This window comes from Streptomyces sp. NPDC093801 (genome assembly GCF_040701585.1).
Lineage (GTDB): Bacteria > Actinomycetota > Actinomycetes > Streptomycetales > Streptomycetaceae > Streptomyces.
This window is the reverse complement of record NZ_JBFBDP010000003.1, coordinates 276,092-295,609: the sequence shown is the minus strand read 5'-3', so window position 1 is coordinate 295,609 and position 19,518 is coordinate 276,092. Positions and strand designations below refer to the sequence as shown.

The 19,518-nt window shown below is 72.7% G+C and carries 22 protein-coding genes and 2 pseudogenes; 3 read left to right on the top strand and 21 right to left on the bottom strand.

Going from position 1 to position 19,518, the window contains the following annotated elements:
• Positions 1-101: 101 nt before the first annotated feature.
• The 15 genes from AB0469_RS04910 to AB0469_RS04840 form a co-directional block, all read right to left on the bottom strand.
• Positions 102-1,529 carry a pitrilysin family protein gene (locus AB0469_RS04910; RefSeq protein ID WP_366449894.1) on the bottom strand — a complete coding sequence of 476 codons (1,428 nt, stop codon included), beginning with the start codon at positions 1,527-1,529 and terminating at the stop codon, positions 102-104.
• The gene (locus AB0469_RS04905) at positions 1,526-2,836 is read right to left on the bottom strand and encodes a pitrilysin family protein (protein WP_366449893.1); all 1,311 of its coding nucleotides are present in this window, start codon (positions 2,834-2,836) and stop codon (positions 1,526-1,528) included. The genes AB0469_RS04910 and AB0469_RS04905 overlap by 4 nt, the downstream gene beginning before the upstream one ends.
• Positions 2,837-2,859: 23 nt before the next feature.
• Positions 2,860-3,735: a thiopeptide-type bacteriocin biosynthesis protein gene (locus AB0469_RS04900; RefSeq protein WP_366449892.1), complete on the bottom strand. Its 876-nt coding sequence runs from the start codon at positions 3,733-3,735 to the stop codon at positions 2,860-2,862.
• Complete coding sequence (locus AB0469_RS04895) at positions 3,732-6,344, bottom strand: lantibiotic dehydratase (protein WP_366449891.1); 2,613 nt, start codon at positions 6,342-6,344, stop codon at positions 3,732-3,734. The genes AB0469_RS04900 and AB0469_RS04895 overlap by 4 nt, the downstream gene beginning before the upstream one ends.
• The gene (locus AB0469_RS04890) at positions 6,341-7,873 is read right to left on the bottom strand and encodes a SagB family peptide dehydrogenase (RefSeq protein ID WP_366449890.1); all 1,533 of its coding nucleotides are present in this window, start codon (positions 7,871-7,873) and stop codon (positions 6,341-6,343) included. The genes AB0469_RS04895 and AB0469_RS04890 overlap by 4 nt, the downstream gene beginning before the upstream one ends.
• 17 nt (positions 7,874-7,890) lie before the next feature.
• A complete protein-coding gene (locus AB0469_RS04885; protein WP_366449889.1) occupies positions 7,891-10,140 on the bottom strand; it encodes a TOMM precursor leader peptide-binding protein in 2,250 nt (749 codons plus the stop codon).
• A gap of 356 nt (positions 10,141-10,496) precedes the next feature.
• Positions 10,497-10,628, bottom strand: coding sequence for a hypothetical protein (locus tag AB0469_RS04880; RefSeq protein ID WP_366449888.1), 132 nt, complete (start codon positions 10,626-10,628; stop codon positions 10,497-10,499).
• Between the two features lie 189 nt (positions 10,629-10,817).
• Entirely contained in the window at positions 10,818-10,949 is a 132-nt protein-coding gene (locus AB0469_RS04875; protein WP_366449887.1) for a hypothetical protein, read from the bottom strand.
• Between the two features lie 80 nt (positions 10,950-11,029).
• Entirely contained in the window at positions 11,030-11,170 is a 141-nt protein-coding gene (locus tag AB0469_RS04870; protein WP_366449886.1) for a hypothetical protein, read from the bottom strand.
• A 3-nt stretch (positions 11,171-11,173) separates the two neighbouring features.
• The gene (locus AB0469_RS04865; RefSeq protein WP_366449885.1) at positions 11,174-11,308 is read right to left on the bottom strand and encodes a hypothetical protein; all 135 of its coding nucleotides are present in this window, start codon (positions 11,306-11,308) and stop codon (positions 11,174-11,176) included.
• Positions 11,308-11,439, bottom strand: coding sequence for a thiocillin family RiPP (locus AB0469_RS04860; RefSeq protein WP_366449884.1), 132 nt, complete (start codon positions 11,437-11,439; stop codon positions 11,308-11,310). Before AB0469_RS04860 ends, AB0469_RS04865 begins: the two co-directional genes overlap by 1 nt.
• 48 nt (positions 11,440-11,487) lie before the next feature.
• The gene (locus AB0469_RS04855; RefSeq protein ID WP_366449883.1) at positions 11,488-11,634 is read right to left on the bottom strand and encodes a hypothetical protein; all 147 of its coding nucleotides are present in this window, start codon (positions 11,632-11,634) and stop codon (positions 11,488-11,490) included.
• A gap of 42 nt (positions 11,635-11,676) precedes the next feature.
• On the bottom strand, positions 11,677-11,820 hold the full coding sequence (locus tag AB0469_RS04850; RefSeq protein WP_366449882.1) for a hypothetical protein: 144 nt from the start codon (positions 11,818-11,820) through the stop codon (positions 11,677-11,679).
• A 248-nt stretch (positions 11,821-12,068) separates the two neighbouring features.
• Positions 12,069-12,260, bottom strand: a complete 192-nt coding sequence (locus AB0469_RS04845) for a hypothetical protein (protein ID WP_366449881.1) — start codon at positions 12,258-12,260, stop codon at positions 12,069-12,071.
• 135 nt (positions 12,261-12,395) lie between these two features.
• Positions 12,396-12,758 (bottom strand): hypothetical protein, encoded by a 363-nt coding sequence (locus AB0469_RS04840; RefSeq protein WP_366449880.1) that lies wholly within the window; start codon positions 12,756-12,758, stop codon positions 12,396-12,398.
• A 148-nt stretch (positions 12,759-12,906) separates the two neighbouring features.
• Between AB0469_RS04840 and AB0469_RS04835 the strand changes: the two genes are divergently transcribed.
• Complete coding sequence (locus AB0469_RS04835; protein ID WP_366449879.1) at positions 12,907-13,878, top strand: helix-turn-helix transcriptional regulator; 972 nt, start codon at positions 12,907-12,909, stop codon at positions 13,876-13,878.
• A 115-nt stretch (positions 13,879-13,993) separates the two neighbouring features.
• Here AB0469_RS04835 and AB0469_RS04830 read toward each other — a convergent pair whose 3' ends face one another.
• Positions 13,994-14,332, bottom strand: a complete 339-nt coding sequence (locus AB0469_RS04830; RefSeq protein ID WP_366449878.1) for a MerR family transcriptional regulator — start codon at positions 14,330-14,332, stop codon at positions 13,994-13,996.
• Between the two features lie 194 nt (positions 14,333-14,526).
• Between AB0469_RS04830 and AB0469_RS04825 the strand changes: the two genes are divergently transcribed.
• Positions 14,527-14,886 carry a hypothetical protein gene (locus tag AB0469_RS04825; RefSeq protein WP_366449877.1) on the top strand — a complete coding sequence of 120 codons (360 nt, stop codon included), beginning with the start codon at positions 14,527-14,529 and terminating at the stop codon, positions 14,884-14,886.
• Positions 14,887-15,159: 273 nt separating this feature from the next.
• On the opposite strand, the gene AB0469_RS04820 is transcribed toward AB0469_RS04825, so the two are convergent.
• Positions 15,160-15,363, bottom strand: coding sequence for a cold-shock protein (locus AB0469_RS04820; RefSeq protein WP_030747648.1), 204 nt, complete (start codon positions 15,361-15,363; stop codon positions 15,160-15,162).
• Positions 15,364-16,035: 672 nt separating this feature from the next.
• Positions 16,036-16,125: pseudogene (locus tag AB0469_RS04815) on the bottom strand (N-acetyltransferase); the annotation flags it as partial.
• Between AB0469_RS04815 and AB0469_RS04810 the strand changes: the two are divergent.
• A pseudogene (locus AB0469_RS04810) lies at positions 16,124-16,273 on the top strand (flavoprotein); the annotation flags it as partial. The pseudogenes AB0469_RS04815 and AB0469_RS04810 overlap by 2 nt on opposite strands.
• A gap of 31 nt (positions 16,274-16,304) precedes the next feature.
• Here the strand turns inward: AB0469_RS04810 and AB0469_RS04805 are convergent.
• From AB0469_RS04805 to AB0469_RS04795, 3 genes are all read right to left on the bottom strand, one after another.
• Positions 16,305-16,658 (bottom strand): hypothetical protein, encoded by a 354-nt coding sequence (locus tag AB0469_RS04805; RefSeq protein ID WP_366449876.1) that lies wholly within the window; start codon positions 16,656-16,658, stop codon positions 16,305-16,307.
• Positions 16,659-16,781: 123 nt separating this feature from the next.
• A complete protein-coding gene (locus AB0469_RS04800) occupies positions 16,782-17,384 on the bottom strand; it encodes a hypothetical protein (protein ID WP_366449875.1) in 603 nt (200 codons plus the stop codon).
• A 141-nt stretch (positions 17,385-17,525) separates the two neighbouring features.
• On the bottom strand, positions 17,526-19,235 hold the full coding sequence (locus AB0469_RS04795) for a hypothetical protein (protein ID WP_366449874.1): 1,710 nt from the start codon (positions 19,233-19,235) through the stop codon (positions 17,526-17,528).
• Positions 19,236-19,518 lie beyond the last annotated feature (283 nt).

Genomic DNA, 19,518 nt, shown 5'->3' with positions numbered 1-19,518 from the left:
GCCCACCAGGGGATCACCGCGGCCACGGGCCACGGCCCCGGATCGACCAACCGGACGGGGCCGACGCCCTGGAGCGCTCCGCCGCCTGACGCCCGCCCGGTTCAGGGGGCGAGGGTGACCGGGCCCAGGGCCAGCGACTCCAGGGACGGGCGGACGGCGGCGGCGTCCCCCACCGCCACCACGACCAGCCGGTCCACCGGGAAGGCGTCGAGGAGGGCCCGGGTGGCCTCCTCGGCGGTGACCGCGGCCAGGCGGTCGTGGATGGTGCCCAGGTAGTCGGCGGGCAGGCGCTCCGCGGCGGCGCGGACCACGGCCTTCACCGTCGATGCGGCGCTCTGGTACTGGAGGGGGGCCACGCCCACCAGGTTGCGGGCGGCGGCGTTCTGCTCCGCGCGCGTGAGGCCGCCCTCCAGGGAGCGCAGCACCCCGAAGACCTCGGCCACCGCCGGGCCGGTGACCGCCGTGGCGACGGCCCCGCCGATGGACAGCAGGGCGCCGGAGCGCAGGGGCTGGGCGATCGCGGAGACGCCGTACGTGTAGCCGCGGCGTTCGCGCAGGACCTGGTCCAGCCGCGAGGTCAGGCCGCCGCCCAGGCACTGGATCCCGATGGACTGCGCGGCCCAGGCCGGGGCGTGCCGGTCGAGCCCGTGCCGGCCGATCATCAGGGTGGTCTGCACCGCCCCCGGCCGGTCGACGAGGACCACGCGCGTGCGGTCGTCGGCGGTGACGGCGGGCACGGGGGTGAGGGCCGCGGCGGGTGCGCTCCAACGGCCCAGGGTGCGCTCCAGGACGCGGGTCAGCTCCGCCTCCGGGAGGTCGGCGGCGACGGCGGCCGAGGCGGTGGCGGGACGGGCGTGGGCGTCGAAGAAGGCGCGGACGGCGGTGTGGTCGATCCGGGCGACGCTCTCACGGGTGCCCGCGCCGGCCCGGCCCGCCCGCTGTCCGGTGCCGAACAGCGCGGACTGCATGCCCAGGAACCCCCGCACGTGCGGGGCGGCGCTCTCGTGGCCGATCTCGTCGAGCCGCTGGGCGCGCAGCCGGGCGACCTCGCGGTCCGGGAAGGCGGGGTCGCACAGGGTGTCGGCGAGCAGGGCCAGCACCGTCTCGAGCCGGGACTGGGGGACCTGGAGGGCGATGGCGATGCCGTGCGGCCCGGCGATGCTGTCGAAGCTCGCCCCGCAGCGCTCGATCTCCTCGGCGAACGGGGCCCCGTGCAGGGCGGCCGAGCCCTCCTGCAAGGCGCGGGAGGTGAGTTCGGCGATGCCGTCCAGGCCCTGCGGCTCGGCGTCCAGCGGGGTGTCGAGGAACAGCCCGACGGCGGCGAGCCGGTGGCCGGGCCGGGCGATGTGCCCGACGCGCAGGCCGTTGGCCAGCCGGATCTCCGCGGGGGCGGGGAAACTCCACGGGCGGGCGGGGGCCGCGGCGGGGCGGTCCGCGACGAGCACGCTGACCGGGGGCGCCGCGGGCACGGCGGCGGGCACGGCGGCGGGCACGGCGGCCGGGGCGGGCGCGAGGGGGGCGATGGTCATCGGGAGGCATCCTCTCCGGGGACGGTGGCGGCGAAGCCCGGCTCGAAGACCAGGACCGCCCGGTTGGACGGGTGCAGCCGGGTGGCCGCGAAGGCGTGCACCTCGTCGGCGGTGACGGCTTCGAGCTGCGCGAGGGCCGCCGAGGCGATCCGGCCGCGCTCGACGCGCCCGAAGAAGGTGGCCTGGCGGCAGAGTTCGTCGGCCCGGCCGCCCACGCTCTCCAGCCGCGTCAGCAGCTGGCGTTCCAAGTGGGCCCGGGCCCGCACGAGTTCCTCCTCGGTGGGCCCGGTGACGGCGAAGCGGCCGAGCTCCTCGTCGAGGCTCGCCTCCAGGTCGGCCGTGGTGGTGGAGGCCGACGCCTTGATGTCGAGCCAGCCCAGGGACGGCGCCCCGGTGAGCCGGATCAGGCCGCTGGAGAGGCTGGAGGCGCTGCGGTCCCGGCGGACCAGCCGCAGCTTGAGGCGGCTGTTGCGGCCCGAGCCGAGGACCGCGAGGGCGACGGCCGCCGCCTCCGCCTCGCGGGTGCCGTCCCGCGGCATGCGGTACGCGTGCAGCACCGCCCCGGACGGCACGTCGGCGCGGACCACGGTGCGGCTCCCGGTGCCCATCGGCTCGGGGAGCGCGGCCGCGGGCGGCGCCGCGGTGTACGAGGGGCCGGCGATCCCGCCGAAGTAGCGCCGGATCCAGCCCAGGGCCTGCCCGGGGTCGAAGTCGCCCACGACGGCCAGGACGGCGTTGTCCGGCGTGTAGTGCCGGACGAAGAAGGCCCGGACGTCCTGGAGCGAGGCGGCGTCGAGGTCGGCCATGGAGCCGATCGGCAGGTGGTGGTAGGGGTGGCCGGGCGGATAGGCCATGGCGACCAGGCGCTCCCAGGCGGTGCCGTAGGGCAGGTTGTCGTACCGCTGGCGGCGTTCGTTCTTCACCACGTCGCGCTGGTTGTCCAGGGACTCCTGGGTGAGGGCGTCGAGCAGCCCGCCCATCCGGTCCGCCTCCAGCCACAGGGCCAGTTCGAGGTGGTGGGAGGGGACGGTCTCGGTGAAGTTGGTCCGCTCGAAGTTCGTGGTGCCGTTGGGCCGGCTGCCCGCCTCGTGGAGCAGGGCGAAGTGGCCGTTGCCGGGGACGTTGCGGGACCCCTGGAACATCAGGTGTTCGAAGAGGTGGGCCATGCCGGTGCGGCCGGGCTCCTCGTGCCGGGAGCCGACCCCGTACCAGACGCAGACGGCCGCCACCGGATTCAGGTGGTCGGGGGCCAGGACGATGCGCAGCCCGTTGTCGAGCCGGTGCTCCTTCACGCTGAACGTCTCCATGGGTGCGGCGTCCTTCCGTCGGGTCAGAGGGCGTCGTGCGACGCGCCGGCTCCGTACTCGGCGCGGATCCAGCGGGCGAGGACGGCCTCCTCCGCGGGTGTCACGCCGAGCCGGTTGTTGGTGAGGTGGATGAGGTGGAACAGGAGGTGGGGGCCGGTCCGGGGGATCCCCGCGGCCCGGTGCCGTGCGAGCAGGTCCCGCAGGCCCAGCCCGTACGCGTCGTGGACGCCCCGGTACGGGCCGCCGCGGACCTGGGCGAGCAGCCGGCGCAGGTCCGGCGCGAGGCGCCGGGCGGCGGCGTCCACCCGGGCGCGCAGGGGCCCGGAGCGGTCGCCGTTCTGCCCGGTCCAGTACCAGGTCATGTGGTAGACGAAGGACAGGCGTTGGCCGGCGGGCAGCAGCTCCAGGGCCGAGAGCGTGGCGGCCAGCGCATGGCCCAGCCGCAGCCGGGGGAAGTCGGGGCCGATGAGCTCCAGGGCCGCCTCGCTCGCGGCCTGGGAGGCCCGTTCGGCGAGGCGGACCCCGGCGGCGCCGCCGAACTTGGCGTACTCGGGCTCGTACAGGCTCTTGGCGTGCCCCCGGTAGGCGCGGGCCAGCTCCGGCGGCATCGCCGCGGTGTCGGCGAGGATCCGGTCGGCCGCGGCCTCGACGGCGGCGACCGCGTCCAGCCGGCCGTGCACGCGCAGCCGGACCTGCATGCCGCACTCGTCGACGAACCGGAGGAAGAACCAGCCTCCCCGCGGGTCGATCACGTGCGCGGCCGCGACGATGCGGCGCACGGTGTGGTGGACGAGCGGGGTGAGGTCGCGCCGGTCCCGGACGAAGATCCGGTAGTAGAGCCAGTCGTGCTCCACGGCCTCGGGGCCCGGGCGGGCGGGGGCGGGGGGCGGCGGGGTCACCTCGGGGTCTCCTGGGGGTCGGGGTGGTCCAGGCGCAGCAGGGCGGCGAGTTCGACGGCCCGGGGGCGGCCGTCGGCGTCGGCGAGCCAGTGCGCACCGGGGCCGGGCAGCAGTTCGGTGAACTCCAGCGCCCCGCCGTCGGCGCCCACGCTCTTGAGCAGGGACGCGACGGCGTGCGGGGAGCCGAGGTGGGTCCAGAACGGCTTCTCCGGGAGGACCCCGGGGGCGGCCTCGGCGCGGACGAAGCACTGCCGGGGCATGCCGTGCTCCCGCCGCCAGCCGTCGAGCCGGTCGAGGAAGGCGGCGGTGCCCTCGCCGCTGCCGGGCCGCGGCAGGGCGGAGGCCGGCAGCCGCCAGGAGGCGCGGGCGGTCACCAGGCGGCCCTCACGGGTGCGGGGGGTCGCGGTGACGCCGTCCGGCGGCGGCCGGGTCGGGTCGTGGGGCAGGCGCTCGCCGTCGGTGAGGTAGCGGGTGCTCCAGGGCTGGGACAGGGTCGCCAGGACGCGTACCGGGCCGTGCAGCATCTGGAGCGGCATCACGCCGAGGTAGGGCAGCGCGACGTTCGCGCCGTCCCGGTCGTACAGCTGGAGGGTGTCGGAGGCGGGGTCGTGGGACAGGACCAGGTCGGCGAGGTCGAGCCCGGGGTGGGGCCCGCCGGGCGCCGCCGCGTCCGGCCCGCGCAGGTCGGACGGCCAGCGCAGGTACGGGAAGAGGGGGCCGGCGGGGGCCTGGAGGGTGGAGTAGTCGCCCCCTGCGGACAGCTGCCGGACCGCGCACCCGGGGTACAGGTCGCCGATCCAGCGGCGCAGGGGCTCGCGGATCGCCGCGCCGCCGGTGCCGGGCACCGCCCCCCAGCGGGCGAGGAGCCCGCCCGGTCCGGGACTGACCCGGTTGACGGCCATGAGGTACTCGCCCCGGGCCAGTGCGGCGGCGTCCGCGGCGGCCAGCTGGTGGAAGACCGTCACGGCGGCGGCGCCGACGGTGCCGTGCGGAGCGGGCACGCACGGGGTGCCGGTGCCCGCGCGGTCGGCTTCCGCGGCCCTGCGGACCAGGCGGTGGTGGTCCTCGCGCCGGCAGAAGCCGTACAGGAAGTCGTAGAGGTCGCGGCAGGTGCCGCCGGTGCCGTAGCGGGCCGTGAAATGGGCGGTCAGCACGTCGTAGAGGGCGCTGCGGAAGGTCCGCGCCCGGACGCGGCGGCCCAGGGCGCGCAGGTCGTGGCCGATCTCCTCGGCGGGCAGCGCCGGTACGGGGGTGTCGGTCGCGGGCACGTTCTGGTGGAAGAGCGGCGCCGAGGCGAGCCAGTGGGGCTGCGGGGCCCCGAGGGCGGTGAAGACGCCGGCGGCCGCGGCGCGGGCCCGGCCGTCCAGGCGCAGCCGGGTCGCGGCGTCGGCGGCGGGCAGGGCGCGCTCGGTGTCGGCGAGGACGGCGAGCGCCTCCGCGATACGGGGGCCCTGCGGGCCGGGCGGGGTCCCGGTGCGCTCGGCGAGGGCCGCCAGGCAGGTGCGGTCGTGGGGCTGCCAGGGGACGTCGGGGAGCAGCAGGCCCATCGCGGCCCAGCGCCGGGTCCGGGCGCGTTCGGCGGGGGCGGCGGAGCCGCTCCGGGCGGCCGGCGGGGCGTGCCGGCCGGTCGCCGGGGCGAGGAACGGGGCGTACAGGTCGGCGGTGGCGAGGAGGTCCGCGTGGTGGGGGAGGGACTGGTTGAGGTACTGCGGCAGCAGGACCTGCCAGGTGTCCGCGAGCCGGTGCAGGCTCGGGTTGACCCGCAGGTCCACCGTCTCCGACAGGTCGGGGTCGGCGGCGAAGGCCCGCAGCAGTTCGACGGCCAGGTGCCGGGGCGAGACGGTGTCGGCCGCTGGGGTCGCGGCGGCCGCGGCGGCCGCCGCGACCCCCGCCGGGACCGGTCCGAGGGAGGCCGTGCCGAGGGTGACCAGGCTGCCGAACGGGCTGGTCTTGACGGCGGTACGGGCCAGGTACGACAGCGCCGTGCGGGCCAGGCGGCTCCCCGGTGCGGGCGGCCGGGCCGGGTCGGCGCGCAGCAGCTCCCGGGTGAACGCCGGGCTGGCCAGGGCCAGTCCGGCCGCGAGGTCGGGGCGCCGCAGCAGGGTGAGCATCCACGCGCCGGCGGTACGGGCCTCCTCCTGCACGAGGCGCTCGGCGCGGTCGGCGGCCGCGGCGAACCGCTCGGCCGCACCGGTCCAGGCGGTGAGGGCGGCCCGCCCGGCCTCGTCCAGGGCGGGGCGGACGGCGGCCGCGGCGTCGGCGGTGTGCCGGCCGCCGCGGGCTCCCCTGGTGTCGCGGCGCAGCCGCAGGGCGGCGCGGCGGACGGCCGGGGCGTCGTCGAGGGTGGGGACGAGGGCGTACAGCACGTCGGACAGGGCCCGCCCGGCCTCGGCGGCCTCCTCCCTGCCCGCCCGCAGGGAGGCCAGGGCCCCGGCCAGGGCGGGCCCGGCCAGGGGCTCCAGGTCGGCGGGGCCGAGGGCCGTCACCCGGGTGGACAGCAGCGGGAACACGGTCGCCGGGCGGCGCGCCGCCGCGGGGGCGGCGGCGCGGGCCGGGGCCGGTACCGGGGCGGGCGCGACGGGCGGGGCCGGGGCGGCGGCCGTGGTCACGACGGGTTTCCGGGGCGGGCCGGGGCGGCGGCGGGGTGGAGCTCGCGCTCGCAGCGCAGGTGCCAGTCGGCGTCGTTCACGGGCGTCCAGGACAGGTGCCCGGCCGGCGGGAGCTCCGCGGGAGCGGGACGCGAGCCGAGGAGGAACTCGCCGACGGAGGACTCCTGGAGGTAGTCCAGGCCCAGGGTCCTGGCCGCGAGGTCCGAGTCGCCGCCGCCCAGGGCGCACGGCGCCAGCCCCATGCCCGTGGCGACCAGGTACATGGTCTGGTAGAGCACGCCGACGTTCTTGAGGGTGGCGGCGTAGGCGAGGCTGCGGTACTTCCACGACAGGCGCTGGAACCGGGAGGTGACGGTGATCAGCACGTCCGGGGCGTCGATGCCGCCCGCCGAGACCCGGGCGATGCCGATCATGGCGTTGCGGTCGTCCTCGTCGGCGTTGACCAGGACCAGCCGGTGCCCGCCGGCGTCGTAGAAGTACATGCCCGGCTCCAGGCCCGCGACGCGGTGCACCGACAGGTACAGCTCCAGGTCGTACGAGGCCCCGCCGGTCGGGTAGGGCCGCGAGGACGCGGGATAGGGCATCCCCTCCTCGGGGCGGGCCGCCGTGACCGCGCGGACGCGGGCGCAGCGGTAGAGGAACTCGCCCAGCCGGTCGAGGTCCAGCGGGGTCTGCGCGTGCGTGCGGACCGACCGGCGGCCCTCCAGGACGGCGGTCAACGAGGGGTCGTTCGCCGCGATGTCCTCCAGCCGGGGGCGGGGCAGGGCGACCAGCGGGCCGGCGGGCAGGGGCCGGACCGCGGGGCGGGGCTCGATGGTCCCCGTGTACGGGAAGACCCCGCCGAAGGGGTAGTCGTGGCGGCCCATGCGGCTGCGGCTGTGGAACAGCAGGTCGTGGAAGTCCCACTGGCGCAGCACGTCGTCCCGGTCGGCGGCGAAGGAGCCGTCCGCGTCGGCGGTGTCCACCAGCGAGGCCCCGGCCAGGTGGCCCAGCAGCTCCTGGACGACCGTGACGGGCAGGTCCAGGGCTCGGGCCTGCTCGCGCGCCGTGGTGCCCGCGCCGAGGGCCGCGGCCAGCTCCCGCACCGGATCCGCCTGGAGGCGGGCGCGGCGCGGGGAGAGCGGCGACTCCAGGACGAGGTCGCCCTCGTGGACGCGCAGGAAGGCGAACCGGTTGAGGCGCACGGGGGTGTCGGCGCCGACGTCGGCCGGGCAGTGGCCGAGACCCGGGACCAGGGGCTCCAGCCGCAGGGCCACGGTGTCGCCGAGCACGATGTGGTGCTCCAGCAGCCGGATGACGCGGTTGAGGACCGCCTCCAGCTGCTCCTCCGGCGGAGAGGGCACCGGCCCGGGCGCCGCGAGGGAACCCGTCATGCCCTCCAGGGCGGTGACGACCTCGCGGGACGCGCCGCGGATGCGGAACTGGGTGCGGCCGTCGCGGGTGACGTCGAGGTGGCCCTCGCGGTCGCGGACGCGGACCCCGGCCACGAACGCGAGGCGGGTGAGGGTGCGGCGGGTGGCCGTTTTCATTGCTGCCTCCGGACGGGCTACAGGAACATGCCGATGGGGTTGAGGTCTTCTTCGGGGGTGGGGGCGTCGAGCCAGCCGAGGCGGACGGGGGCGTCGAACAGCCGGCCCGGGGCGTAGCGGGGCCAGAAGTGCCGCAGACCGGGCACGATGACCTTGACGACGGGCAGGCCGACGTCCGGGCGGGTCTGGTTCAGCAGGAGCATCTCCAGGCCCTGGGCCTCGACGGTGCGGCGGGCCCGCTCCAGGTCGTCCAGCAGGTCGTCGCCCTGCTCGTAGGGGTGGTCCGCGTACGTGTGGACGCGGCCGGGGAGCGGGAGCAGGTAGGGCTGGTTCTCGATGGTGGCGGTGCTCCACCAGCGCTTCTGGTCGGGGTCGTCGAAGGCGTACTCGCCGGACCCGTCGCTCTGCATCGGCAGGACGGCGCCGATGAACTGGTTCATCTCCGTCAGCGCCCGGGAGACCGCGATCTTCATGTCGAAGTGGGCGCCGAACGCGATGAGGATGTCCTCGACGGGCTTGTCGGTGCGCCGGGAGACCGCGGCGGCGACCGGGATGCCCAGGTCGGAGGTGAGGTCGAGGACCCAGGTCTCCCGGTGGAGGTCCCGGTAGGCCTGCTTCCAGCGGCCGAAGTACGGCTCGCCGAAGCTGTCGAGGTCCAGCTCGGGGCGCTGGACGCGGTTGTACCACCACAGGGCGACGCTGTCGCGTTCGACGAGCTCCATGAAGCCCTGGACGGCGGCGTCCTCCAGGCTGGACCCGGCGGCGTTCCCGTTGGAGTCCGCGGCGACGTACGCCGGACCGGGACCGCCCTTGTAGTGGTAGTAGAGCTGGCCGGTCGGCAGGTACTTGTGCCGCTGCTCGGTCAGGGACCAGACGGGGGTCCACTCGATCCGGGCGTCCTCGTCGAACGGGTCGGTGACGCGGTGGAAGTGGGAGTCGCGGGCGTTCCACTCGGCGCGCTCGCGCTGCTGGCGCTCGCTGTACAGCTGGGTGCTGTCCGGGTGGACGGCCCGGTCGCCCAGTTCGCGGTAGGAGGCGGTGATCCGGGCCTCGTCGCCCTGGAACACGCCCGAGTACCGCTCGATGGACTCGGCGACCGCGCTGGCCCTGGCCTGGAGGTCGCTCATGCCCTTGCCGGCGCTCTGGCTGCGCAGCCCGGCCCGCAGGGCGCCCAGGCCGCCGGAGCCGACCGCGAAGTTGGTCCCGGCGAGGTAGCAGTGCAGGAGGTCGGTGCCGGTGTCGTGCTTGACGAGCTGCGAGATGACGCCGGTGACCGGGCTGATCAGGTGGTCGTACGCGGCCAGCAGAGCGGCCGGGTCCTTGGTGCGGTGCCCGCCGTCGTAGACCGCGGCGGCCTTGCGCCGGCTCTGCGGGACGACCGGCTCGTGCGCCTGGCGGGCCTGGATGCCCGGGTCGCCGCAGGAGGGGCACTGGGGGCGGCGGGACAGCTTGTGCCGGCGGCCCTCCAGGGTGAGGGTGTGCAGGCCGAACACCTCGGCCAGGGCCTCGCCGCGCAGGCCCGCGAACCACTTCGCGGCCTGTACGGCGGCCAGGTGCGCGGCGGCGGCGACGGTGCCCGGGAGGCCGGCGAGGGCGGTCACGGGGGCGCGGTCGGCGGCGGTGCTCCGCTGGACGAAGGAGGTGATCAGCTGGTTGCCGCCCAGCCGGTGGGCCAGGCAGTCCCAGCAGCCGGTGTCGCCGGGCTGGAACAGCGGGCCGACCCACACCTCGGTCCCGACCGGGCGGACCAGGAGCCAGGGGCGTCCGGTCGCGAGGGCCTTCTTGTTGACGTCGGCGAGGTCGGGGTGGAGGTAGTCGTCGGTGAGGACGACGGTCAGCTCGGGTGCGCCGGAATCGGGCGCGAGGCCCATGGCCTCGGCGGCGGTGGCGAACCAGGCGGGATCCGTGCCGCCCAGGGCGACGATCTCCACCGGACCTCCGGCGACCTGGTGGCGGGCCGCGTCGGCGTCCACGCCGGCCAGTTCCCAGAACCCGCCGGTCCGCGGGTCGGAGCCGGCCTCGGCCTCGACGACCAGGCCCGACGCGACGAGCTTGTCGATGTTGCGGATGACCCGGTCCTCGCCGAAGGAGGGCGCGAGGGCCCCGACGACGGCTTCTCGGGTGTGCTGTCCGTCCAGGAGCGGGGCGAGCTGCTCGGCGAGAGCGCCCCGCAGGACGGACTGGCGCTGTTCGGAGAGCAGGAACACCCCTTCTCCGGCAACGACTTGGGCAGTGGCTGACCTCTTGAACCGCAGGGTGCGGGACATGTGTCGACTCCTCGGGAAGGGGGACGGGAAGGCGCGCCGGGGCGGCGCTGTGGGTTCCGGGACCTCCCGGGGAGGGGGTTCCGGGCAGGGGAGGGGGACGGCCGGGCCGTACGGGGTGAGGAGTGCGGCCCGGCCGTTCCAGGGCCTCGGGTCGCCGCCCCCGATCATGGGGCCGCTCAGCGGCCCTGCGGGGTGTCGGGCGATCGGTCGGCGGGCACGACGTGCGCCGTCCGACGGGCGGTTGGGCGCCCTACCCGATGGCATGGGGCCCGGTGATCACGCGGACGGCGGTGCCGGGTCCGCGGACTTCCCCGCGGGAGTGCGGGGGTACTGCGTGGTGCGGTGTGCGGGGTGCTTCAGCTGACGGGGCAGGTGAAGCAGCCCGCGGTGCCGATGCAGTAGGCGGCTTCGGCCCCCTTGAGGTCCTCGACCTCGACCTCGGTGTTCTCCTCGGCCCGGACGTCCGTGGGGTCGGTCCTGTCGCTCATGGTGCTCCTTCGTGTGTGGGTGCGGTCGCTCGGTGCGCGGTGGTTCAGGACGAGTAACAGCCCAGCGAAAGCCAGGTGGGGAATGCTGCGCCCTGTTCGAGCTCTTCGACGTCGACCTCCTCCGCCTCCACGGCGGTGGGGTCGGGGGTGGTGTCGCTCATGGAAGGTCCTCCGTCGGGTGTGGGTGGTTCAGCTGACGGGGCAGGTGAAGCAGCCAGCGGTGCCGATGCAGTAGGCGGCTTCGGCCCCCTTGAGGTCCTCGACCTCGACCTCGGTGTTCTCCTCGGCCCGGACGTGCGTGGGGTCGGTCTGGTCGCTCATGGCGCTCCTTCGTGTGTGGGTGCGGTGCGCGGCGGTCCGGGGCCGGTGACGGCCCGCCGGACGCGCCGGGCGGGGACTGCTCAGGCGGCCCAGCAGGGCAGACCGGAGCCGACCGTGTAGCCGGCGGCGGCCGTGGAGCCCCCGTCGAGCTCCTCGATCTCGATCTCGATCTCGGAGCCCTCGGCGTGGAGGGTGACGGGGTCGGGTGCGAAGTGGTTCACGGCTCAGCTCTCGAAGCAGAATCGGGTGCCGATGGTCCCGGCACAGGCGGCGCCGCAGGACTCGGCCAGGTCCTCGACCTCGACCTCGATCCCCGGCTCGGGGCGGTCGACGGTGTCGGCGTTGCGGAGGCCGTCCATCAGCTGTTCAGCGAGCTGATGGTGCCGATGGTGCTCGCGCAGCCGAGCGCGGCGGACGCTTCCAGGTCCTCGACCTCGACCTCGGCCTCGTCGGCCCGCACGGTCAGCTTGTCGGCGGTCTTGTCGCTCATGGTGGTGCCTTCCTTCAGGGAGAGAGAGGGGGCGCGGACGCGCGGTGCTCAGGCCTCGGTGTTGGAGAAGCTGCCGGAGCAGCCGATGGTGAAGACGGTGGCGGTGGCCGCCTGGCTGGTGGCCTTCAGGTCCTCGACCTGGACGTCGGAGTCGCGGTCCTCGGCGCCGTTGGAGACGGTCTCGGGAGTGGTCATCGTTCTCTCCTTCTGGTGTGCGGTACGGGGGTTGGCGAAAGGTCAGGAAGCGTTGGTGCTGGAGCAGCCGAAGGTGCCGAAGGTGCTCACGGCGGTGGTGCCCTGCTCGCCGTTCAGCTCCTCGATGGCGAGGTCCTGGGCCAGGTCCACGGGGTTCTGCTCGGCGTTCTCGATGTTCTCGGACATGTCCGTCTCCTGTCGGTTGCGGGCCCGGTCCGGTTCAGACCAGGACCCATTCGGATTCGTCGGGACCCGCCGGCCATTGACCGGAACCCAGGGGAAGGTCCTCGGTGAGCGGGTCGGAATCATCGTGAAATCGCGGGGCTGACCATCCCTCAATACTGTTCACGTCCGGATTCCTTCCACAGATTCGGTTCGGACGGCGGGCGGTGCGGGGCGGGACCGGGGTCGTTCCCGGTCCCGGTCCCGGTGGCTCAGTGACCCCAGGTCACGTCGTCGCTGACGATGGGGTCCTCGAGCCGGGTCGAAGGGCCCGAAGAGTCCGTGAAGGTCGTACCCGCGACGATGGCCGGCAGGGTGTCGGCGCTGGCGTGGCCGGCGGTGAGCGTCGCCGCCACCACCGTGGACAGCGTCGCGACGGCCATGAGGAAACGGGTGCGAGTCACGAGTGGTACCTCTTCTTCTCGAAAACTTTGAAAACTTGGGGCAACGTACGCGGTCGATTTCCCGTCCGCGCTTCTTCGACTCGGTGCCGGTGGGTTTGTCGCCCCCCGGCTGATGTCCCCAACTCTGTCCGCCGGTCAGAACGGATGGAAGAGGTTTCCCGTGGACGGATTTCCCGCTGGCATAAGTTGTCCACGGTCCGCGGCGCCGTCGCGGTACGACGGCACGGGCTCCGCCTTCCAGCGCAGGAGCGTGAGGTCCCGCAGCTGCGCCGAGGTGGCGAGGGCCCGGCGGCACAGCAGGCCGGCCATCACCTGTGCCTGGTCCGGCCGTTCGGCGGTCAGGAACATCCCCAGTACGGGGCCGCCGGGGGTGTCCGGGTGCACGGTGACGTGCTCCAGGCCCTCGCCCGGGCGGGCGGCCGCGCGGATGAGGTCCCCGAGTTCCGGGGGAACCAACCGGTATGCGGGCAGGCCGAGTTTGAGGTGGATTAGGTACATGGATCAGATCGTGCGCCTGCGCTATATTGCCTCGCCAGGGGATAGCCGGGGCGTTTTATGCATTTGCATGAAACGGCCACGAGCAAGGCGTGACAACACAGCGGGCGGCAAGGTAGGCCCCCGCGCACTCGGGGAGAACGAGCGACTGATGCTGCAGACATTGGGCCTGGATCCCATGGCCGAGCAGGTCTACCGGGGGATGCTGACCCGCCCCCAGGACGGCGTGGCGGAGCTGGCGCAGAGCCTCGGAATGCAGGAGTCGGACCTCCGCGGGGCCCTGGACCGGCTCAGCGCCATGGCGCTCATCCGCTCGGCCGACCACGCGCCGAGCGGCTTCGCCCCCCTGGGGGCGGAAGCGGCCATGAACCTCCTTCTGGCCCGCCAGCAGGAACGTCTCGCCCTGTCCCAGGCGGCGGCGGCCCAGCTGATCGCCGACTGCGCCTCGTCCCAGCCGCAGTCCCCCAGCGAGAGCGAGTCCCTGTCCGGGATCGAGGCCATCCGCAACCGGCTGGCGCAGCTCAGCGACGAAGTCACCAGCGAGGTCCTGACGTTCGCCCCCGGCGGCGCCCATCCGGAGGCCGACCTGCGGGCCAGCCGCGGCCCGAACGAGGAGATGCTCGACCGGGGCGTGCGCATGCGCACCATCTACCTGGACAGCGTGCGCAACGACGCGGCGACCCAGGAGCACGTCGACTGGCTGAGCCGCCGCGGCGGCCTGGTCAGGACGGCAGCGTCGCTCCCGGTCCGCATGATCATCATGGACCGGCGCCTCGCCGTCCTCCCCGTGAACACCGCCGACGCCCATGTCGGCGCGATCGTCCTGCACGGCACCGGGACCGTCACCGCGCTGTGCGCGCTGTTCGAGTCGGTGTGGGCCTCCGCCGTCCCCCTGGGGGCCGTCCCGGTGCGGGACGCCGCCGGGCGCACCCGGCAGGAGAAGGAGGTCGTCCAACTGCTGGCGGAGGGGCTGACCGACGAGTCCATCGCCAAGCGGCTGGGCGTCTCACCCCGGACGGCCCGGCGCATCGCCGCCGAGCTGATGGAACGCCTGGACGGCCGCAGCCGCTTCGAGGCCGGAGTCCACGCCGTCCAGGACGGCTGGCTCCCCGCCACCCGCTGACCCCGCCGGGGCCCCGGGGCCGCGGACGCGCGGAGGCCCGCACCGGACTGACGGCCGCCTCCGGAGCACGACGAGGCCCGGATCGCCGACCCGGGCCTTGGGGGCCCGTGGTGCCTTAGGCCTGCTCCGGGGGCGTGTCGGACCCGGCGGCGCGGCGGTACTCGGCGTTGATGCGCTGGGCCTCCTCGAGCTGGTCCTCGAGGATGATGATGCGGCAGGCGGCCTCGATCGGGGTGCCCTGGTCGACGAGTTCGCGGGCACGGGCGGCGATGCGGAGCTGGTAGCGCGAGTAGCGGCGGTGGCCGCCCCCGGAACGCAGCGGGGTGATCAGGCGGGCCTCGCCGATGGCGCGGAGGAAGCCCTGGGTGGTGCCGGTCAGATCGGCGGCCCGGCCCATGGTGTAGGCGGGGTAGTCGTCGTCGTCGAGACGGTCGTACGAGTCGTCTGCTGTCATTGCACCTCTCCGGGAAACGCGCAGGGGCCCTGGTGCCAGTGCTGGCACCAGGGCCCTGAGGGAACTACTACACCACCTGCCGGCCTGATGAAGCGCCGGTCTTCTGCGGGGATCGCAGCTGCTTGACCGAAGACCGCCTCCACCCGGCAGGACGGCCTGTGGACGGGGCGGGGTGCCCCCTAGGATCGGGTTCCATGTCGAAGATTGACGAGCTGCTCGTTGACGTCGCCAGGCTGGTGGAGTCCGGGCGGAGCAACCAGATGTCCCTGACCGTCGTGGCCGGGGGCGCCGTGATCACAGGTCGGCTGGCCCCCGAGGCGGTGTGGCGGCAGCGGGTCTCGGAGGTCTTGGCCGACTCCGACCGGCTGGCCGAGTTCTCCGCCGTGTTCGCCGGCGCGACGGCGAAGGACGGGCCGCCCACGCACCTGCACTTCCACCTGGCGCGGATCCTCCAGGGCACGGTGGGGATCCCGGAGACGGGCGGGATGTACCGCGTCTCGATCGCGGACATCAGCGCCTGGACCATGGGCGACGTCAGCTACTCCGATCACTGACCCCGCCCCGCTACGCGGTGCCTGCGGGAGAATGCGACAGGTGAAGCCGATTATTCCGGTCACGGCGCGGACGACTTCACGGGCCGTGACGTCCCGGCGGTCCGAGCCCGGCGAAATCCCCGACAAGGGGGCGACGCCGGGGTGGTCGCCCCGGGCAGGGTGAATTCCCGAATTTCTGGAACCAGCCGGAGATGCGGAAGCCCTGGGAAATGAACACAGCGGGGGCCCGCACCCCGAAGGATGCGGGCCCCGGCTGCGCATGACGCGTCAGGGTCAGGCGGGAACGATGTTCTCGGCCGTCGGGCCCTTCTGGCCCTGTGCGATGTCGAAGGAGACCTTCTGCCCCTCCTGGAGCTCGCGGAAGCCCTGGGCGGCGATGTTCGAGTAGTGGGCGAACACGTCAGGGCCGCCACCCTCCTGCTCGATGAAGCCGAAACCCTTTTCCGCGTTGAACCACTTCACGGTGCCAGCGGCCATGTCATATCTCCTTGGGGCAGTGCAGCGGAATCCGCACTGTGCGGACACCGTGTCGCCGCGATGATCCCCTGCCCGGAAAATGACCGGAATGCAAAACGCTTCCCTCTGGCATGGGGCCGACGGGGCGCCTGGAATATGCGGGTACCAAAACTGCAACTGATCCGACAGTAGCACGCCGTTGCGGCCCGAGTGCGTCCGCTTTTTCGATCCCGTGTGCCGCCGACAAAAACCTTCCCCGGGGCGCTGGTCAAAATCTCTGTCCGCCGGCGCAGATATCCGCATATTCACAATGCAGTGTGGAGGCCGTGCCCGAACGGGTCTGGACAACGAAGAAGGCCCAGGTCGCCGACCTGGGCCTTCTTGGAAGAGCGGATGACGGGAATCGAACCCGCGCTATAAGCTTGGGAATCACCCGGTACTTGGGCTTGCTCGTGGTGTCTGACCTGGGGAAATGGGTGCTGGTGGCGCCTTACCGGGTGTTTCGCAGGGCCCTCTGTTGACCGCTGTTAGCCGCCTCTACTGGCACGTTGTGGCACGGCTTCCCGCAGGACTGGCGTCGTGTACTCGGGCGGTCCTGATGCCTGCGTATTGGCGGGCTGCTGCCCGCGGCCCTGTGTCCATCGACGCCGCCGTACCTGTTCTTGCCGAGACCCTCTTCCGGGCGGCCACGGAACTACGGCGCTCCAACAGGATCACGTCGCGCCAGACGCCGTGGTGACGGCCGATCCGTTCCCGGGTGCCGATGGTCCGGAACCCGGCCCTCCCGGAAACCGGTGTCTGCGGTGGAGCCGGTCTCTTCGACGAGCCGGAGGCGGCCGAAGACGGCGGTGGCTGCTGTGCCGCGCCGGCGTCAGCCACTCTGCAGGTTGGTGTCGATGCCCCTGCCCCTGTCCCTACGGGCGGCTGCTGAACGTTCGTTCTTGTGCCGGCGTCAGAGGGCTTCAGGCGCCACCCTCTGACGTCTCGGCCCGTATGGCCATGTCCCTCAGCACTTGGGCGGATGGGACGGCCGGATCGCCGTCATCGTGAACCAGGGCGAGTTGTATGTAGGCCGAGGCGAACGCTGCGGCCAGCTGTGTGACCGCCATGCCCATTTCGCGCCCGACCCGTTCGGCGATCTCCTCCAGGGAGTCGTCGCCTGAGAGTTCGATCTTGGGCATGGCCTCGGTGAGGAACTGGCCTATCAAGTCCCGTTCCTCTGTATCGGACGCCGCGGCGGGTCCGGGCTCGCGGAAATCCTCGTACGCCTCCGTCAGGATGGCCACGACCTTCTTTACGACCTCGTTCTGGTCCATCCAGCGAGCGTAGACCGCGCCTCTGACACACACCGCGGGATCGACAGAGAGTGAGGTGAGGGCGAGTGGTCTGGGCTCCGCAAAGTGCGAGCCACCCTGGATGGGACCACTGCCTGCTGCGCGTCATGTGGTCATGTAGTCGCGCGTGTCGAACGCGTCGAGTCCTGCCCAGATCGGTTGGGCACGCCTCTCCAGCTCCTGCAGGACCTCGTCAGCGCTGCGGCCCGTTGCTTCGGCCAGCCGCCGGGCCACCGCACCCGAGTAGTAGGCCAAGGCGACGAGGAAGTCCATCGACGTGTGGAAGCCGTACTTCCTGTCGATCTCGAAGAGCACCTCGGCCATTCCAGGCCGGGTGTCCGGCTCGAAGATCGGACGCACCATGGAGGGGACGTATCCCCAGACGACGTCTCCATCCTTCAGGGTTCGGTCAGTGGCCATGTCGACGGCGTGCTGGGCGGAGAAGTGCTGGAGGAGCTCGAGAGGGCTGAGCGGGCTGTGCTCGGAGAACATGATCGTGGCCTCGGCCGCAGTGCAAGCCAGATCCATGACCAGGCGTTGTAGACCTTCGTGCTGGAACTGCTGGAAGCAATCGCCCAGGACGGCGATCTCGGGAGCCTCGCCGCGGGGCCGCCCTTCGCGCGGTGTCTCGATCATTCCTGCGCGGATCATCGGCATGACGTACCCGGTGGGCTTGTCGTAGGACAATCCGGCGGTGGGAACAGCCATGATTCGTTCCTGCCTTGGGAGTCTGGGACGACGGGGCTTGTTGAACTTCGCTCGGCCCATTGGTCGGACCTCTTTCGTACTGGCGCGGCTGGCCCGCAGCTTCTGATGTGGCTCAAGGTGCTGGGTGGCACAAGCCGCTGGTCATGACTGGCGTACGAGATTCAGCCGACGCTCCGCTGCGAGCTTGCGATGGAAGGTGAGCAGCCAGGGTGGCGGCGAATTGACCACGGTGGCGAGTGCACCGACGGTTGGCACGTCGAGGTGGTTCTTCTGCATCGTGGCGAAGGCAGTTTGCAGGAGCTTCGCTGCGCGCCCTGGCTTCAACGGCGTGCTGGGCGGTTGGGACAACGCCTGGGCTGCTTTCGGTGAAATCAGCATGTCGGGGTGCGGTGCCAGATGCGGTACTCCCGCGTCTCGGGGCCCCGGGACGTCGGTGGTGCTGGTTCCGGGATCGGCCTTCGGAGGGGTGGGGATGTGCGATGGCGCCGTGGCGGCGCGGGGGGCTGTCCCCGTCTGCCAGGCGAAATTGGCCGCTCGTTCCTGTTCACGCTGAGTGTGGAAGTCGCACAGCCACTGCGGCGGATCGGCGAATACCCTCCGCAGTTCTGCGACGGTGCTGACCTGCAGGCCGTTGCGGTCAAGGTTGCCCTCACCTGTCTGCAGGGCCCGCGAGACCTGGAGCCGTGTCAGTGGTGTGTGCGGGGGCCAGGACAACATTTCGATCGCCCGCTTGCTCCGCAGCAGTGGTGAGCGCCAGGACTGCCCATCCCAGATCGTGTCCGATGAGGTGCAACTCTCAGTGGAGTGGGAGAGGGTGGTGTCTTCGGGTGGAGTCGGCAGGGGGTGTTGCGCCGGCTGTCCGGCGGTCTTCGACTGATCCACCTGATCTGACGCAGGTACCCCTGGCCGATCAAGGCGCCACTGCTCGGCGTAGGCAACGAGTTTGGCGACGATCGCAACAGGCACGTTTGCCCAGCGAGGCTGAGGGCGGTGGTTGGGACGGGCCTTGGCGTCTTCGTAGCGCAGGGGCACCCGCCACCCTTGATCACGAGCTGTCGCGGCTGTGGCTCGAGCCGTGGCTTCGCCGACGTTGCCCGCCGCGAGAAGGACGTCCAGCAGGCGTGCCTGCGGCGTGTCTTCTACGCCTTCGCACAGATTGCAGATCCTCCAGACACGGCCCCGGATATCCAGCTCGGTAGAACCAGGATCCGCCTTGCCGCAACAGTAGGCGCAGCCCCAGGGCTCGCTGCTGGCGACGGTAGGCCGCACCACCCGCGGTAGGGAAGGGACGGCCGGCAGGTCGGTGAGCAGCCCTTGGAGGACGTCGAATCCGTTGGGGAACTGTTTGAGCGAGGGGGCGGGGGAGGGCGTGGGCACGCTGGCCCGCCTCACGGTGGGGCCGAAGGTGGGCAGCCCAACTTGCGCACGGAGCCTGTCTAGGCGGGCCGAATCTGCCACCGGGTACTTGGGGATGGTCCCGTACACCTGTGGGCGTTGTTCGGCTTCGCAGAGGGCGTCGGTCGCTTCGGCCACGAAGACGGCGGAGATCAGGTTCTTCTTTGCTGAGCCTTCCAAGAAGGGCAGCAGCATGCGCATGCCCTCCGCGCGAGCGACCTTGTAGATGGCCAAGGCGGCATCGGCCGCCTCGGCCCCGACACGGTGAGGCGAAGGCCATTCTCTGAGGGTGCCGCACGCCTGGGCCAGGAACTGGACGGCTTCGTGGCGTGTACTGGCTGCAGCCCGGACACGGTTTGCTTTTTCTGCTGGCCCCGCGTCCCGCTCGCGCCTGGCGGTGTCGCGGACGCGGGCAGCCAAGCTGATGAGTCCGGAACCGAGTTCACTCTCCACCATGCAGCGCATCATGACGGACGTGTGGCAACAGGTGTTCTTGTCTTCACTGCAACGGACGAAGGGGTGTGCGCGCCTTGGGTGAATGGACGTATGAGCAGCCTGGAGACTCAGGTCAGCAGCTAAGTTCCCGCCCCCGACCCGGGGCGGATGCGGACGTGGCGCCAAGCCTGCGCTGGTGCTCCTTGGGGGAGTGCCGGCGGATCAGCGCCACGCAGGAGGCGGGGTCGGACCTGTGACGATGCTGGGAAGCGCGTCCCAAGAGCATCATCGGCCGCGCGGCGGC

Coding starts and splice junctions, on each gene's coding strand:
- AB0469_RS04910 (WP_366449894.1), bottom strand. CDS start 1,529: ATGACCATCGCCCCCCTCGCGCCCGCCCCGGCCGCCGTGCCCGCCGCC.
- AB0469_RS04905 (WP_366449893.1), bottom strand. CDS start 2,836: ATGGAGACGTTCAGCGTGAAGGAGCACCGGCTCGACAACGGGCTGCGC.
- AB0469_RS04890 (WP_366449890.1), bottom strand. CDS start 7,873: ATGAAAACGGCCACCCGCCGCACCCTCACCCGCCTCGCGTTCGTGGCC.
- AB0469_RS04885 (WP_366449889.1), bottom strand. CDS start 10,140: ATGTCCCGCACCCTGCGGTTCAAGAGGTCAGCCACTGCCCAAGTCGTT.
- AB0469_RS04880 (WP_366449888.1), bottom strand. CDS start 10,628: ATGAGCGACAGGACCGACCCCACGGACGTCCGGGCCGAGGAGAACACC.
- AB0469_RS04875 (WP_366449887.1), bottom strand. CDS start 10,949: ATGAGCGACCAGACCGACCCCACGCACGTCCGGGCCGAGGAGAACACC.
- AB0469_RS04865 (WP_366449885.1), bottom strand. CDS start 11,308: ATGGACGGCCTCCGCAACGCCGACACCGTCGACCGCCCCGAGCCGGGG.
- AB0469_RS04860 (WP_366449884.1), bottom strand. CDS start 11,439: ATGAGCGACAAGACCGCCGACAAGCTGACCGTGCGGGCCGACGAGGCC.
- AB0469_RS04855 (WP_366449883.1), bottom strand. CDS start 11,634: ATGACCACTCCCGAGACCGTCTCCAACGGCGCCGAGGACCGCGACTCC.
- AB0469_RS04850 (WP_366449882.1), bottom strand. CDS start 11,820: ATGTCCGAGAACATCGAGAACGCCGAGCAGAACCCCGTGGACCTGGCC.
- AB0469_RS04840 (WP_366449880.1), bottom strand. CDS start 12,758: ATGTACCTAATCCACCTCAAACTCGGCCTGCCCGCATACCGGTTGGTT.
- AB0469_RS04835 (WP_366449879.1), top strand. CDS start 12,907: ATGCTGCAGACATTGGGCCTGGATCCCATGGCCGAGCAGGTCTACCGG.
- AB0469_RS04830 (WP_366449878.1), bottom strand. CDS start 14,332: ATGACAGCAGACGACTCGTACGACCGTCTCGACGACGACGACTACCCC.
- AB0469_RS04825 (WP_366449877.1), top strand. CDS start 14,527: ATGTCGAAGATTGACGAGCTGCTCGTTGACGTCGCCAGGCTGGTGGAG.
- AB0469_RS04820 (WP_030747648.1), bottom strand. CDS start 15,363: ATGGCCGCTGGCACCGTGAAGTGGTTCAACGCGGAAAAGGGTTTCGGC.
- AB0469_RS04805 (WP_366449876.1), bottom strand. CDS start 16,658: ATGGACCAGAACGAGGTCGTAAAGAAGGTCGTGGCCATCCTGACGGAG.
- AB0469_RS04800 (WP_366449875.1), bottom strand. CDS start 17,384: ATGGCTGTTCCCACCGCCGGATTGTCCTACGACAAGCCCACCGGGTAC.
- AB0469_RS04795 (WP_366449874.1), bottom strand. CDS start 19,235: ATGGTGGAGAGTGAACTCGGTTCCGGACTCATCAGCTTGGCTGCCCGC.